This is a genomic window from Elioraea sp., from assembly GCF_022842375.1.
Taxonomy (GTDB): domain Bacteria; phylum Pseudomonadota; class Alphaproteobacteria; order Acetobacterales; family Acetobacteraceae; genus Elioraea_A.
In genome coordinates, this window is record NZ_JALHPR010000003.1 from 108,944 (window position 1) to 123,754 (window position 14,811).

Consider the following 14,811-nt stretch of genomic DNA (forward strand, 5'->3'; position numbering starts at 1 on the left):
CATCACTCACTGCCTGATCCTCGGATCAAGCCACCCATAGGCGAGGTCGACGAGGAGATTCAGCGTGACGACGGCAGCAGCCATCAGGAAGAACGTCGCCTGCGCCACCGGATAGTCGCGCTGGCTGACGGAGTTCACCATCAGCCTGCCGATGCCTGGCCAGTTGAAGACCACCTCGAGGAGAACCTGCCCGCCGAACGCGAAGCCGACCATGATCGCAGAGTAGGTGAGCACGGGCAGGAAGGCCGTGCGCCGCGCGAGCCGCCTCTGCGCCCTCTCGGTCAGGCCTCGCGCACGCGCATGGGTCATGAAGTCCTCGTGCTTCACCTCGATGAGCGCCGTGCGCTGGATCATCAGCGGGTCGGCCATCGAGGTGAGCACGCCGGCCGCGACCGGAAGCACGAGGTGCCGGGCCACGTCGAAGAAGGGCAGCTCCTGATACCAGGTCTCGGGGAAGAAGAAGGCCTGGCGCATGCCGCCGATCGGGAACCAGCGGAGCTCGTAGGCGAACAGTGCGAGCAGCACGATGCCGATCCAGAACACCGGCAGCGCACGCGGGATCAGCGCCAGGATCGCGCCGATCTCCTCGATCCGCTCGCCCCGCCTCCAGCCAAGCCAGGTGCCGATGACGACGCCAAGCACGATGGAGATCACGACGACGGGCGTCATCAGCACGAGCGTGTTCAGCAGCATCGGCCAGACGATCTCGATGACCGGCCGACGGAAATAGAACGACATGCCGAGGTCGCCCGTCAGCAGGTTCCCGGCATAGGTGACGAATTGCTGCCACTGGGGCCTGTCCAGACCCCAGAGCTCGCGCAGCCTCTGCTGCGCCTCGAAGGGCAATTCCCCCGTGCCGAGCATGATCGTCGTCGGATCGCCCGGCACGAGGCGGAACAGCACGTACATGAAGACAAGGAGCAGCACGAGCGTGACGGCGGTGTGCGCCGCACGCCGTGCCGCATAGAGCCAGAATGCCATCAGGCGGCGGGCATCACGAGGCGCCCCTGAGGGTTCCAGGTAAAGCCGGCGTCGCGGAGTACCGCGCGCGCCCTGTCGACGGAGACTTCGGGCGCGCTGATCGCCGGATTGGCCCAGTTATCGAGCGCCGGCGTGATCGGTGCGCCGTTCGAGACGACGCCCGCGCCGGAGAAGATGATGTCGAGGAGCTTCTTGCGGTCCGTCACATGCTGGAGCGCGCGACGGAATGCCTTGTTGTTCGTCGGCGCCATCCCGAGGTTCAGCCGCACCTCATGCTGCCCATGTGTCGGGGTACGGACGACCTCGAGTTCAGGGTTGCGGCTGATGCGCGCGCCGAGCGTCATGTCGAGGTTCCAGGCCAGCATGTCGGAGTCGCCGCGCTCGAGCATGCCCACCATGCTTTCCATCTGAGGCACCGGCAGCACCACCATGCCATCGAGCTTCGGCTTCATGAAGAAGTCGGGATTGGCGGCGAACTGGAGGTACTCGGCCTTCCGCCACTCGACGAACTTCCAGGGGCCGCTGCCCACCGGCTTGTCGTTCGGCCAGTCAGCAGGCGTGGCAAGGTTCGATGGGACCCGCTCCCAGATGTGCTTCGGCGCGAGGAAGGCGTAGCCAAGCACGTTCGCCGTGAAGGGTGCCGACGGCATCCGCAGCTTGAGACGCACCGTCAGGTCGCCGGTGATCTCGGCGCTCTCCACCGTCTCGTAGATCCGCGACAGCGCCGGGAAGCGATGCCTGTTGATGAAGTCGAAGGTGAACTTCACGTCCTCCGCCGTCGCGGGGCGGCCGTCGTGGAACTTCGTGTTGCCGCGCAGCGTGATGTCGACGGTCGTGGGATTGACGATGTTCCAGCGCTCGAGCGCCCAGGGCATCACGTCGGCCTTCTCGTCGCGCGTCGTGAACGTCGCGTAGATCAGCCGCAGCGTCGTCGAATTGTAGATCTCGGGGGTGAGGAACGGGTTCAACGATGCGATGTCGTAGATCGACGTGAGCCGTATGAATTTCCGCGGCGTCAGCGGCGTGATGTCCATGTAGGAGAGCGGCATGTAGGGAAAGCCGATGCCATTGCCGAGGATCGGCTTCATGCCGGAGAAGCGCCGCTTGTTGTAGGCGTGGATGATGTCGCGATGGAACAGCACGATCGAGGGGCTGTCCTCGACGATATGTGTCTGGGCCTCGCGCACGAGTTGCTGGCGCTTCGCCGGGTCCATCTCGCTTCGCTGCGCATCGGCCAGCTTGTCGAACGCTTCGTTGCGGTAGAAGCCGAAATTCAGGCCGCCGCGGGCCGTACGGCGGCTGTGGAACATCTCAGACAGGAAGTAGTCCGGATCAAGCCTGTCGGGTGCACCGCCCCACGACATGCTGCCCATGTGCGGCAGCTTCTGCTCCGCGACGATCTGCGAGACGAAGGTGTCGAGCGTGCCCTGCTGAAGGTCGAGCTCGATGCCGATCGCCTGCCACTCGCGCGAGAGCTGCCGCCACAGCTCGACCTGGTCGGGCCAGTTCGGCAGATAGACGCCCAGGCGCGGAACGGGCTGCCCGGCGGCGGCCTGCGCCGAGGCGGATTTCAGCGCGCCATCGATCGCGGAAACGAGAGCGGCGGTCGGCACGGTCAATCCGAATCCGCCGAGGAATCGCAGAACCTCGCGGCGACGAGCGCGCAGCCGGCGCCCTTCGGCAGGCGAAACGTCGCTATTGCTTCCCATCAGGGCCTCCTTCGGGGTGTGCCGTGCAAACGATCCGGTCCCGCACCATTGAGGTGCATTTGTTACAAGGCAAGGGTATGCACGCGTGGCATCGAGTGGCAAGACACTCTCGAAACAAAGCCGTTCCGCGCACCGATTCATCGCGGTTCGATACAGAAGGAGGCCTCCGGCAATGGCGACGAAACACGAACTTTCGGCGATGATCGACCGGGACAGGGAGGAGATCATCGACTTCCTCTGCCGTTTTGTCCGCGCACCGTCGCCCAATCCGCCAGGCGACACGCGCGAGGCCACGTCGGTGATCACAGCCTTCCTGGACAGGCACGGCCTGCCATGGCGGACGGTTGCGCCGGTTCCGGAGTGGCCGAACATCATCGGCACCTTCGGCGGGGCCCGCGAGGGCAAGCACCTCGTTCTCAACGGGCACATCGATGTCTTTCCCGTCGACGAGACCGAGGCGTGGACGCACGCGCCCTGGTCGGGCGCGATCGCTGACGGCAAGATCTGGGGCCGCGGCGTGACCGACATGAAGGCAGGCACGGCGGCGATGGTGATGACCTACCGCTATCTCCACGTGCTGCGCGACCAACTCGCCGGCAAACTGACGCTCACCTGTGTTTCCGACGAGGAGACCTTCGGCCCCTATGGCGCGCGCTGGCTTGTCGCCAAGGAACCGGAAGTTCTCGGCGACTGCGTGCTGAACGGCGAACCGTCCTCGCCGTTCACGATCCGCTTCGGCGAGAAGGCGCCGTTCTGGATCCGCTTCACGGTGCGCACGCCAGGAGCACACGGCGCCTACACGCACCTGAGCGAGAGCGCGACAATGACCGCCGCGCGGCTGATCTGCGAGCTGCAGGCAATCACCGGTGACGTCGTCGCACCGCCTGGCCGCATCGGCGAAGCGCTCGTGATCGGGGCCGAGGCAGCCGACCGCGCCATGGGCCGAGGTGCGGCCGACACGGTGCAGCGCTATACGCTCAACATCGGCACGATCCAGGGTGGGCTCAAGGTCAACATGATCCCCGGTGCATGCAGCTTCGAGGCCGATTTCCGACTGCCCGTAGGCGGCAGAAAGGAAGAGCTTCTCGCCCGCATCGGCAAGGTCCTGGAGCGGTTCCCAAGCGCCGCGATGGAGGAACTGAACTTCACCGAGCCCGCCGCCTGCGATCCGTTCCACGAGATGGTCGGCTTGCTTCGCGAGAATGCACGCACCGTCGCCGGCATCGACCCGCAGCCCATCCTGTCACTGGGCGGGTCGGATGCGCGGCTCTGGCGACAGCTTGGCATTCCAGCCTTCATCTATGGGCCGCATCCGCGGGGAATGGGGCAGAAGGACGAGAACGTCGACATCGAGGAGTATCTCCATGTCGTGAAGGTGCATGTGCTGTCGGCCTTCGATTACCTTCAGGGGCCGTAGCGCGGCACGGCGCGCCGTCTCGCAGGCAGGGGACGCGGCGTAAGGTCGGCACGCATGCCCATGCATGCGCCGCGCAGCAAGGCCGGTGCGCCGTCTCGCCCGGAGCGGGCAGGCCATCGCTGCCGGCCAGGTTCGGCGCCGACCGGACCCCGGGCGATGCACCGGCCCCTCGTGCAGCACGCGCAGGATGAAGAACGTGGGGGAGTTCACGCCTCACATCGCCGTTTCGCCCTCGTGCTGGCGTGCCGCAGGACGCAGGACCGGACCATCCCCCCTCGACATCCCACCGGATGGCAAATATCTGCATCCGATGTTCTCGCGCCGCCTCCGTCTCGCGTTTCTCCTGATGGGTTCGCTCGCGGTCGCCCTGGGCGCCATGGCCTGGTGGGTCGCGCGCGAGGCCGATCACCGTGTCCTGCGCGGCCGCCTCGCCGCCGACCTGCAGGCCGGCCTTCTCGAACTCTCGACGGAGAAGCTCCGCCTGCAGACCTGGTCGCTGGAAATGCTGATGGGCGCTGCGCCCGATCCGACGATCGGCGAGGCCATCACCGGCTCCATGATCGAGCGGATCGCGGCCCTGCGCGCGACCAGCGACACGGCCGAACGGCTCGACCGGGCACGCGGCAAGGACCCTGCGCAGCACGCCAGGCGCAGGGCCGCGCTGGCCACGCTGCAGGAGGCCGTGCTCTCCCTCCGCGCGCAGGTCGCTGCCCTGCCCGGCCAGCTGCCGCCGCACGATCTGCTGGCGGCCTGGGGGCGGCTCGACGCGCTGTTCAGCACGGCCGAGGCGACCGACCTGCGGCAGATCCTGCGCGCGGGGATCCGCGCCGAAGCCGCCTCCGTCGCCGAGGAGCGCGTAGCGGCCGATGCGTCGCTGCGCCGGGTGCGCGTGATCGTCGCGGCCGGCACGGCAACGCTCGTGACACTCGCCCTCGCCCTCGCCCTGCTGTTCACCGCCGCGCTGCGCCGCCCGGTCCAGCGGCTGCGCGATGGGGCGGCGGCCCTTGCGCAGGGCGATCTCGACCATCGCATCGGCGGCATGGCCGAGGATGAATTCGGCGAACTGGCCGCGTGCATGAACCGGATGTCCGCCGACCTTGCGCGCAGCCACGCAGCCGAGCGGGCGCTCCGCGCCGGGCTGGAGCGCGAGGTGGCGTCCCGCACGCAGGACCTGTCGCACGCGCTCGATGAACTGGCCCAGGCCGAGACCCAGCGCCGCCAGCTGCTCGCCGATATCGGGCACGAGCTCCGCACGCCCGCGACCGTGATCCGCGGGGAAGTGGAGGTGGCGCTCCGCGCGCGGTCGATGGACGAAGCCGGCCATCGCGAGGTCCTGGCGCGCATCCGGGAGACGGCGCTCGAGCTCGGCGTGCTGGTCGAGGACGTGCTGGTGCTGGCAAGCGCCGAAGCCGCCGCGCTGTCGGTCGACCTCTCCGAAGTGCAGGCAGGGCCGCAGGTTCTGGCCGTCGTCCAGGCAGGCCGGGTCAAGGCGCGTGACCGCAGCGTGGCGTTGCGCCACATCCCGGCGCGCGAGAACGCGATCCTGCTGGCCGATGCCGGCAGGCTGCGCCAGGTGGCGGGCATCCTGGTCGACAATGCCATGCGCTATGGCCGCACGGGCAGCGAGGTCGTGGTGAGCGAGACGATCGACCACGCCACCGCGACCTGGCGGCTCGAGGTTCTCGACCGCGGCATCGGCGTGGAGGCGGAGGAGGTGCCGCGGCTGTTCGAGCGCGGCTACCGCTCCGCCGCCGCACGCGAACACCGGGCTGACGGAACGGGCCTCGGCCTCGCGATCGCGCGCGCCCTGACCGACAGGCTGGGCGGCGAGGTCACCCTCGCCCCGCGCGAGGGCGGCGGCACCGTCGCGCGGCTCAGCCTGCCCGTGATCCGGCATGAGGCAGCGGCATGAACGTGCTGATCGTCGAGGATGATCCGCGCGTGGCCGGGTTCCTGGAGCGCGGCCTGCGCGCCGAGGGCTACCGCATCCGGCTGGCGCGCAACGGCGCCGATGGGCTGGAGCAGGCGCGCAGCCTGGCGCACGAGAGCGCCGAGACGGCCCAGGCGGCGATCGTGATCCTCGACCTGAACCTCCCCGGCATGTCGGGGATGGACGTGCTGGCAACGCTCCGGGCAGAGCGCAACGCGCTGCCCATCCTGGTGCTGACGGCGCTCGGCAGCACCGCCGCACGCGTCGCCGGGCTGCGCGGCGGGGCGGACGACTATCTCGCCAAGCCCTTCGCCTTCGAGGAACTGCTGGCCCGCATCGAGGCACTCGGCCGGCGCGGGCGCGACACCCGGCCCACGCGCCCCGACAGCCTGCGCGCCGGCGAGCTGGAGCTCGACCGCGCCCGCTGCGTCGCCCGCCGGGCGGGAACGGAGATCCGCCTCACCGCGCGGGAGCTCGCCGTGCTCGACCTGCTGATCTCGGCACCCGGCCGCGTGTTCAGCCGCGAGCGCATCCTCGCCGCCGTGTGGGGGGCGAGCGCCGACCCGCTGACCAACATCGTCGATGTCTACATCCGGCGCCTGCGCGCCAAGATCGACGACCCTTTCGCCACCCCGCTCATCGAGACGGTGCGCGGCCTCGGCTATCGGCTGGAGGCGGCCCCGGCGGCTGGGAGCAACGCGCCGCCGGGGACCTGACGCTCAGCGCGTGTGCGGCAGCGAGGAGTGGTGCAGCACGATGCGGACGACGCCCGCATCGTCACGGTGGAAGCCCCAGGTCTTGTCCACCGTGGTCACGCGGCCCTGCCCGTCGGTCAGGCGGACATTGCCCTGCGTCACGGCCGTGCGGCCCTCGATGAAGATGGCGGCGTTCTGCACCTCGACGCCGGTCCAGCCATTGAACGCGAAGCCGGTGTCGTTCGGGAAGGCGGGGTTGCCGCCGGCGAAATAGGCCAGCGCACCCTCGCGGGTGGTGCGGAAGGTCTGCGGCGCGAGGGTCAGGGTCGGCTTGAACAGCACTGGGCCACTCGCATAGCCATAGGCGGCATCGAGCACCTGGCCGGCAACGGCGCGGCCGCGCTCCGCCCCGCCTTCGCGATGCGCGGTGGCGATGCTCACCAGGCCCCGGCCCCAGGCCTGCTGCGCCGCGAGGACCTGCTCGAGGGTGATGTTGTCGTTGCGCGCAGGCGTCTGGGCCGAGGCGCCGACGCCAAGTGTGGACAGGCCGAGGGCGAGGCCGACGCCAAGGGCGAAGCGGCGGGCGGAAAGGGTCATCGTCAGGTCTCCGTGTTCATGGGGCGATTGCACGCCGTGTCCACGAGAGATGGCGAGGCACCATGGCAGGCGCCTTTCAGGATGATGAAGGCAGGCCGCGATCCAGATGAAGGGAAGATGAACAGGGCAAGCCTTGCCGCGCCCTGCCCCTCCTTTCCGGACAGCCCCGGGGCTGCGTCACGCGTGTGGCGCGAGCGGCTGGCAGGCGGCGCCGGCCGGCCTGATCGCCCATACGTCGAGGCCCACCCGCGCGCCGCCCCAGAGGGCAGCGACGCCGATCGTGTTGCGGGCGGGAAACGGCTCGGTGACATCCTCGCGCATGATCGCGTCCATCTCGGCACAGCGGCCGATGCCGGTCAGCGACACCGTGACGCGGATGATATCGGCGAAGCCGCACCCGGCCGCGCGCAGCACCGCATCGATGTTGTCCATCGCCCGCCGCATCTCCGCCGCGAAACCACCGGGCACGACGCCCGAGCAGATGCGGAAGATCCACGGGCCGGAGCACATCAGGACCGGCGGTGGCATCTTCTACGCCACACGCCGCATGGCCATATCGGCGACCCGAGCCTCGCCTCCGCCGAGACGGGCGAGCGGGGCTGTGACGTGATCGTCGACTGGATCGCCGGCGTGCTCGCCCGCGACTTCTTCGTGACGTCACCGCGTGACCCGCTCAACCGCTGCGCCGGCGGCTGGCCCGCATGGCGCGCTGGCGGAACGATCAGCGCGAGGGCTGGAAGCGCGAGATCTTCGAACCCTGCAGCCCGAGCCCGCCCATGATGCCACTCTGGCCGAAGATGAAGGCGAGCACGTCCTGCGTCACGGTGGTGCTCGACATCCGCTTGGCCATGCCCTTGTCCATCAGCACCACGCTTGGGCCGGTGCCGACCTCCCAGCCGTCCGACCGGTCGATGTAGCGCCGCGCCTCGGGCGTCATCAGCATCATCACGTAGCTGTAGCGCTGTGCGCCTGCCTGCAGCCCGTAGGAGGCGGCCGTCAGCCGGTAGTAGCCGACGGTGTTGCGCCCCTCGCGCAGCGCGCCCTCGCCATACTCGCCGCCGATCATCAGCCCCGCCTTCAAGATCTCGGGGAAAACGAGGATGCCCACGGCGCGCTCCGCGAGGGCCTTGGCCTCGGGCTCCGCCCGGAACAATCGGGCGAGCGTCTCGTCGACGCCGCGGTTGATCTCCGCGCGCGTCTTGGCCGCGGCGTGGCGCGGCAGGAATGCCAGCGCCGCCGCTCCGCCAATCAGAATGCGTCTGCCAATTCCGTCCTGCATGTCCATCGCTCCTGGCTTATTGCGCCACACTCTGCCTGCCGGGGCCGGGTCGCAAGCCTCAGCGCAGGTAGACCGCCTCGAGGCGCGCGAGCGGCCTGCCATCCGCTGCCAGCAAGGCCAGCCTGGTACCGTCGAGGCGGTACGACGCGGTCTCGCGCAGCAGCGCTCCCAGCGCGCGTTCGGCGGCATCGAGCGGCGGCGGGCAGGCCATCATCGTGGAGGGGCCAGACTGGAAGCGGAGCGTCGTCGCGGTGGTCTCGACGCCGCCGATCATCTGGTTGCAGCCAACGGTCGCGGCGAAGCGCTGTGCCTCGCCGCTCAGGAGCAGCGAGGCCTCGCGACGTCCAGGCGCCGTCGCGAGCGTGGTGCCGCCGATCGAGACGATGCGCCAGTAGGTGTTGCGCAGCGTGGTCGCGGGCGCGGGCCTGTCGCAGCCCTCGCCAGGGTGGACGGAGACGAAACGATCGACCACCACGGTGGCCATCGTGTCGTCGCCTTCCATGCGCGGGCGTTCGGCGATGCGGGCCTCGACCCGCGCCATCACCGGCGTCTGCGGGGCCTGGCGCCCGGCCAGGTAGGCGCGCTGGAGGGCAACGAAGTCCCCCTCCATCGCAACGGGCCAGCTGCGGCCGGAGACGCATTCGGTGAGGCGCGCCGCATCGGCGAAGTAGAGGAACATCCCGCGCAGGGCGAGCTTCGGGGTGAACGGCGCGAAGCTGTCCGCGCGGCTCAGCGTGTAGGGCAGCGCACTCTCGATCCGCTTCCCGTCCTGGTCGAGCAGGCGGAGATTGCCGTTGCCGAGGATCTCGAACGCCGGCGCCTGGCCGCCCGCTGCCGTCAGCACGAGCGCCCGGCGATCGGGGTCGACATGCCAGCGGCCCAGCATGTCCTCCTCCGTCGTGGTGCCGATCCAGCTGCGGCGAAGCTGGAACACCTGGTCGGGCCAGAGGTCGAGCACGTGGCGGATGCCGGGGCCGCTCGCCGCCGGCAGGTCGCCCATGAAGCTGCCGGGCAGCATCAGCCCGTGCGCGCCGGCCCGCGGCTCCGGCTGCGCCCCGGGCGCCTGCGCGCGGGCCGAGCCGGGCGGAGCGAGAAGCGCTGCCGCGCACAGCAGCAGGATCATGGCAAAGGCCACGCGGGGATGTTTCATCCGGCTTCTCCCTAAAGGGCACACAGCCTACCTCGGCGCCGCAGCAGCGCGACAGGGGCGCGCGTCAATCGAGCATGCCGCGGGGCAGGTACAGCACGATGTCGGGGAAGGCGATGATGAGAGCGAGGCCGATGACCTGGAGCACCATGAACGGCGTGACACCCCAGTAGATGTCGCCCAGCGTGACAGACTTCGGCGCGGTGCCCTTGAGGTAGAAGAGCGTCGCGCCGAAGGGCGGCGAGAGGAACGAGTTCTGCAGGTTCACGGCCAGCAGGATGGCGAACCAGAACATCTGCTCGTTCTTCGCCACATGCCCGCCGAGGTCGAGGTTCTGGAAAATGGTGTAGAACACCGGCAGGACGATCAGCAGGATCTCGATCCAGTCGAGATAGATGCCGAGCAGGAACACGATGACCATGATGCCGACGAGGATGCCCCAATCCCCCACCGGCATCGCCTGCATCGCATCGCGCACGAGATCATCGCCACCGAGGCTGCGGAACACGTAGGCAAAGCAGGTCGCGGCGACGATCAGCATGAACACCATGCCGATCGTCACGGCAGAGGCATCGAGCACCGACCGCAGCGTGGGCAGGGTGAGCCGCCCGTTCGCCCAGGCCAGCAGGGTCGCTCCCAGCGCGCCGACGCCGGAGGCTTCCGTCGGCGTGGCGAAGCCGCCGAAGATCGAGCCGAGCACGAACACGATCAGCGCCGTCGGCGGCACCAGGCCCTCGACCACGAGGCGCACGAGCGCCATCCCGCGTGGGCCTTCCCCGGCCGCGAGCGGCGGGGCGAGGGCAGGGTTCCACCAGCACACTGCCAGCACGTAGACGACGTAGAGCACCGCAAGCAGCAGCCCCGGCACGATCGCCGCGACGAACAGCACGCCGACCGAGAGGTTCATCAGGTCGCCCATGATCACGAGCATGATCGAGGGCGGAATGAGGATGCCGAGCGTTCCTGAAGCCGCGATCACGCCGGTGGACAGGCGCTTGTCGTAGCCCTGGTTGACCATCATCGGCAGCGCGAGCAGCGACAGCATGACCACCGAGGCACCGACGATCCCGGTGGTGGCCGCAAGGATCGTGCCCATCAGGATGACGGCAAGCGCAAGCCCGCCCGGCACGCGGCGGAGCAGCACCTGCAGGCAGTAGAGCAGCTTCTCGGCGATGCCGCTGCGCTCGAGCATCAGCCCCATGAAGATGAACAGCGGCACGGCAACGAGCACGATGTTGTCTGCCGCCTGGCCGTAGATGCGCGGCCAGAACGTGTAGAACTCGACCAGGCGGAACACGTCGTACCACCAGCCGATCAGCGCGAAGATGATGGCGCTGCCGGCCATCACGCCGGCGACTGGAAAACCGCAGAACACGAACACGGCGAGGAACACGAACATGCCCGCCGGCAGGAGGTCCTCGATGAACATCGGCCCTCCTCAGATCCCGTCGGCGCGGTCGGCGGACAGCGGGAACACCTCCCGCTCGAAGCTCAGCCCCGGGCGGGGCGAGACGAGGGCGGCGACCGCCCGCAGCAGCACCGCGAGCGTCGCGAGCGTGACCAGCACGAAGCCCGAGACGAGCAGCCCCTTGATGACGAACCGCGCACCGACGCCGCCGACGGCCGGCGAGGTCTCTGCCGTGCGGAACGAATGCTCGACGAAGCCGAAGCCGTAGCCGAGCAGGATCGCGTTCAGCGGCATCAGGAACAGCAGGATGCCGAGGATCTCGATCCAGAGCTTCATCGTCTTGGACCGCCCCTCGCGCAGGAGATCGATCCTGACCTGCGCGTTGCGCAGATAGGCATAGCCGAGCACGGCGCTGAACAGCACCGTGTGGACGTGCCACTGCAACTCCTGCAGCCGTGTCGAGGACACCGCGTTGCCGAGCATGTTCTGCCACACGTGGTAGCTGAAGCCCGGAATGGCGCGCGTGACGATGTCGAGCATGATCAGCCCGAGCAGCAGCAGGAACAGCCAGGCCGCCGCCCGCCCCGTCGCGGCGACGATCGTTTCGAGGATGTCGGCGACCTGCCTCATCGGATGGCGGGGCGCGCGCGGGCTTGCCACGCGCGCCCCTGTGCCTCAGCCGAAGTTGATCTTCTGGTAGGAATAGGCGAGGTCGGCGAAGGCGTTGTAGCGCGCGAGGAACGCCTGCAGGGACTCCCAGGTTTCCTTGAACTTCGGATCGCGCGCGATGTTCTCGGCCACCACCTCCTGCCAGGCACGGTGGGCGGCCCGCGTGACGTCCTCGGGCATGGTCGCCACCGTCACGCCACGGTCGCGGAAGCGTTGCAACACGGGGCCCTGCACGGAATTCGACATCGCCACCTGCTCGATCGAGCTGGCGTGGTTGAGCCTGGTGAACAGCTTCCGCTGCGGCTCGGTGAGCGCGTTCCACCGGTCACGGTTCACGATGAAGCAGGCGAGCGAGAACGGCTCGTGCCAGGACGGGAAGTAGTAGTGCTTGGCGATGCGCCAGAACCCTGCCTCCTCGTCGTTCAGCGGGGTGGAGAACTCGGTGGCATCGATGGTGCCGAGCTCGAGCGCCTGGTAGATCTCTCCCGGCGGCAGCAGCTGCGGCGAGACGCCGAGCTTCTGCAACACGGCACCCGCATAGCCGAACACGCGCATCCTGAGGCCGCGCAGGTCCTCGACCGAGTTGATCGGCCGGCGGAACCAGCCGAGCCCCTGCGCGCCGATCATCCCCGAGACGACGCCGACGACGTTGAACTCGGCCAGGTACTTGTTGAACAGCTCCGTGCCGCCGCCCTGCGTCATCCAGGCGTACTGCCCGACGGCGTCTGGCCCGAAGGGGATCGAGGAGAACAGCGGTGCGACGGAGAACCGGCCGGCGAAGAAGCCGGGCGAAATGAAGGCGCAGTCGATCGCGCCACGGCCCACCGCCTCGAGGAACTCGGCCGTCGGCACCAGCGTGCCAGGCTCGTTCCAGCGGATGCGGAAGGAATTGTCCGTGGTGGCGGCGACATCCTCGGTCACGCGGTGCGCCCAGGCACCGATCAGCTGCGTGTTCTGGCTGATGAAGCTCGCACACCGCCAGTTGACCCGGCCCTGGGCCTGCGCCGGGCGGATCGCCGGCGCGGCGACGGCGCCGGCAGCGCCGAGCGCGGTGGCGCGGATCATGGTGCGTCGTGAAGGTCGTTCCGTCATCGTTCTCTCCCGTGTTCGTCGTTGCGATGAATTCAGCGGCCCGCGGGCTTGCCTGCCCGTCTCATTCCCTCCGCGCGGCGGAATACAGCGCGGCATTGCGCGCGAGCCTGCCCAGGAATTCGGGATGGTCGGACACCTCGCGGTTCAGCAGGCCCTTCGGCACCTCGCCCCGCATCACCGCGAGGCAGGCGGCGACATCGACCGCGCCGTTGCCGGCGAAGCACTGGTCGGTCCAGCAGAGCGCGTGCGGGGCGACGATCACGTTCGGCATGGCAAACAGCGGGTTGTCGGCCGGCGAGGGTTCCACCTCGAACACGTCGAGGCCGGCGCCTGCGATCCTGCCCTCGCGCAGTGCAGCGACCAGCGCTCTCTCGTCGACCACGGGGCCACGCGCGGTGTTGATGAGGAAGGACGTCGGCCGCATCAGCGCCAGGCGCCGCGCATTGACGAAGTGGTGCGTCGCGGGCGAGAGCGGCACGCTGATGGAGAGGAAATCGCTATCGCGGAACAGCGTCTCCTCGTCGACCATCGTCACGCCAAGCGCGGCGGCAGCGGCGGCATCGACAAAGGGATCATGCGCGATCAGCCGCATGCCAAAGGGTGCGAGCAGGCGGATCACCTCCGCCCCGATATTGCCGAGACCGAGCTGCCCGAACGTGCGGCCGACGAGGCCGAGGCCCATGAACCGAGCGCGCTGGGCCCATCCCTCAGGCCCCAGCCGCGTCAGCCGGTCCTTGACCAGCAGGTGCTGCGACAGCGCGAGCAGGAACGTCACGATCGACACAGCCACCGGCCGCCGCACGCCGTCGGGCGTCGTGACGAGGGCGATGCCTGCCTCCGTCAGCGCCGGCACCTCCACCGTGTCGTAGCCAACGCCGAGGCGCGCGACGAGGGCGAGCCGCCCGTCGCGGGGGATCGAGGCGCGGTCGAACCGCGGGGCGAGCAGCACGAGCGCGTCATGCCCGGCCAGGTCCTCGGCCCGCATCCTGCCCTCGACGGGTGCCACGAAGCTGACCTCGATCCGCGGATCGGCGGTCAGCGGCGAGAGATCGATCATCGGGTAGGCGAAGCTGCCATCGGCCCGGCGGAAATCGCCGCTGAAGGCGACGCGGAACGGAGCGCTCACAGCGCCCCTCCGAGGCCGGCGCGGATGCCATCGATCCCCTGCCTGAGCGCCCCCTGCAACAGCCACACATCCCCGCCGTAGCAGAGCCAGTCGAACCCGCGGGACCCCTCGCGCACGCCTTCCTCGACCGAGGTGACGAGGCGGCCCATGCCCTTGCCGTTGCGCTTCGCCGCCGCGACCACGCGGTCGACCGCGGCGTTGAAGTGGGGATGGTCGAACTGCCCCGGGATGCCCATGGAACAGGTGAGGTCGAAATGCCCCATCCACAGCACGTCCACCCCCTCGACCGCGGCGATCTCGTCGACATTCTCGACGCCAGCGGCCGTCTCGATGAGCGGGATGAACACCATGCGGTTGTTCAGCGCCGCGAGCTTCGAGAGCACCGGCCCGTCGCGGTAGTCGTCATGCGCGAGCGCAAGCCCGACGCCGCGATGCCCGCGCGGGGTGTAGCGGATGTGCCGCGCGCATTCGGCGGCCTCCTCGGCGGAGGAGACCATCGGCACCATGATGCCCTCGGCTCCGATGTCGGCGGCACGCGCCATCAGCTGGTAGTCACGCCCCGGCACGCGCACGAAGGTCGGCAACCCCGCCGCCTGGGCGTAGCGGACGACCGATTTCACGGTCTCGAAGCTGAAGCCGGAATGTTCCATGTCCAGGAACATGAACTCGGCGCCGGTCGCGGCCAGGACATGGCCGATGCCAGGTGTCGCGAACTCGAACACGGCGTGGCCAAGCTTCGGCTCACGCCTGGTCACGAGGTC

The 14,811-nt window shown here is 69.0% G+C and carries 14 protein-coding genes; 3 read left to right on the forward strand and 11 right to left on the reverse strand.

What is annotated here, in order from left to right:
- Window positions 1-6: 6 nt before the first annotated feature.
- Together Q0C38_RS03885 and Q0C38_RS03890 are read right to left on the reverse strand one after the other, a co-directional pair.
- A complete protein-coding gene (locus tag Q0C38_RS03885; RefSeq protein ID WP_291295744.1) occupies window positions 7-981 on the reverse strand; it encodes an ABC transporter permease in 975 nt (324 codons plus the stop codon).
- Window positions 981-2,690, reverse strand: coding sequence for an ABC transporter substrate-binding protein (locus tag Q0C38_RS03890; RefSeq protein WP_291295745.1), 1,710 nt, complete (start codon window positions 2,688-2,690; stop codon window positions 981-983). The genes Q0C38_RS03885 and Q0C38_RS03890 overlap by 1 nt, the downstream gene beginning before the upstream one ends.
- A gap of 172 nt (window positions 2,691-2,862) precedes the next feature.
- On the opposite strand from Q0C38_RS03890, the gene Q0C38_RS03895 reads away from it, so the two are divergent.
- From Q0C38_RS03895 to Q0C38_RS03905, 3 genes are all read left to right on the forward strand, one after another.
- Entirely contained in the window at window positions 2,863-4,107 is a 1,245-nt protein-coding gene (locus tag Q0C38_RS03895) for a M20/M25/M40 family metallo-hydrolase (RefSeq protein WP_291295746.1), read from the forward strand.
- Between the two features lie 346 nt (window positions 4,108-4,453).
- Window positions 4,454-6,019, forward strand: coding sequence for a cell wall metabolism sensor histidine kinase WalK (locus tag Q0C38_RS03900; protein WP_291295747.1), 1,566 nt, complete (start codon window positions 4,454-4,456; stop codon window positions 6,017-6,019).
- Entirely contained in the window at window positions 6,016-6,753 is a 738-nt protein-coding gene (locus Q0C38_RS03905; protein ID WP_291295748.1) for a response regulator transcription factor, read from the forward strand. Before Q0C38_RS03900 ends, Q0C38_RS03905 begins: the two co-directional genes overlap by 4 nt.
- A gap of 3 nt (window positions 6,754-6,756) precedes the next feature.
- Here Q0C38_RS03905 and Q0C38_RS03910 read toward each other — a convergent pair whose 3' ends face one another.
- The 9 genes from Q0C38_RS03910 to Q0C38_RS03950 all read right to left on the reverse strand — a co-directional run bounded on the left by Q0C38_RS03910 (window position 6,757) and on the right by Q0C38_RS03950 (window position 14,805).
- Window positions 6,757-7,329, reverse strand: coding sequence for a hypothetical protein (locus Q0C38_RS03910; RefSeq protein WP_291295749.1), 573 nt, complete (start codon window positions 7,327-7,329; stop codon window positions 6,757-6,759).
- A gap of 177 nt (window positions 7,330-7,506) precedes the next feature.
- Window positions 7,507-7,857, reverse strand: a complete 351-nt coding sequence (locus Q0C38_RS03915) for a RidA family protein (protein WP_291295750.1) — start codon at window positions 7,855-7,857, stop codon at window positions 7,507-7,509.
- A 193-nt stretch (window positions 7,858-8,050) separates the two neighbouring features.
- Window positions 8,051-8,608, reverse strand: coding sequence for a YSC84-related protein (locus Q0C38_RS03920; protein ID WP_291295751.1), 558 nt, complete (start codon window positions 8,606-8,608; stop codon window positions 8,051-8,053).
- A gap of 58 nt (window positions 8,609-8,666) precedes the next feature.
- Entirely contained in the window at window positions 8,667-9,758 is a 1,092-nt protein-coding gene (locus Q0C38_RS03925; protein WP_291295752.1) for an META domain-containing protein, read from the reverse strand.
- Between the two features lie 64 nt (window positions 9,759-9,822).
- Complete coding sequence (locus Q0C38_RS03930; RefSeq protein WP_291295753.1) at window positions 9,823-11,184, reverse strand: TRAP transporter large permease subunit; 1,362 nt, start codon at window positions 11,182-11,184, stop codon at window positions 9,823-9,825.
- Window positions 11,185-11,193: 9 nt separating this feature from the next.
- Window positions 11,194-11,793, reverse strand: a complete 600-nt coding sequence (locus Q0C38_RS03935; protein ID WP_291295754.1) for a TRAP transporter small permease subunit — start codon at window positions 11,791-11,793, stop codon at window positions 11,194-11,196.
- Window positions 11,794-11,838: 45 nt separating this feature from the next.
- Window positions 11,839-12,924 (reverse strand): TRAP transporter substrate-binding protein, encoded by a 1,086-nt coding sequence (locus tag Q0C38_RS03940; protein ID WP_291295755.1) that lies wholly within the window; start codon window positions 12,922-12,924, stop codon window positions 11,839-11,841.
- Between the two features lie 61 nt (window positions 12,925-12,985).
- The gene (locus Q0C38_RS03945) at window positions 12,986-14,050 is read right to left on the reverse strand and encodes a D-isomer specific 2-hydroxyacid dehydrogenase family protein (RefSeq protein WP_291295756.1); all 1,065 of its coding nucleotides are present in this window, start codon (window positions 14,048-14,050) and stop codon (window positions 12,986-12,988) included.
- Window positions 14,047-14,805, reverse strand: a complete 759-nt coding sequence (locus Q0C38_RS03950; protein WP_291295757.1) for an HpcH/HpaI aldolase/citrate lyase family protein — start codon at window positions 14,803-14,805, stop codon at window positions 14,047-14,049. Before Q0C38_RS03950 ends, Q0C38_RS03945 begins: the two co-directional genes overlap by 4 nt.
- Window positions 14,806-14,811: the final 6 nt, after the last annotated feature.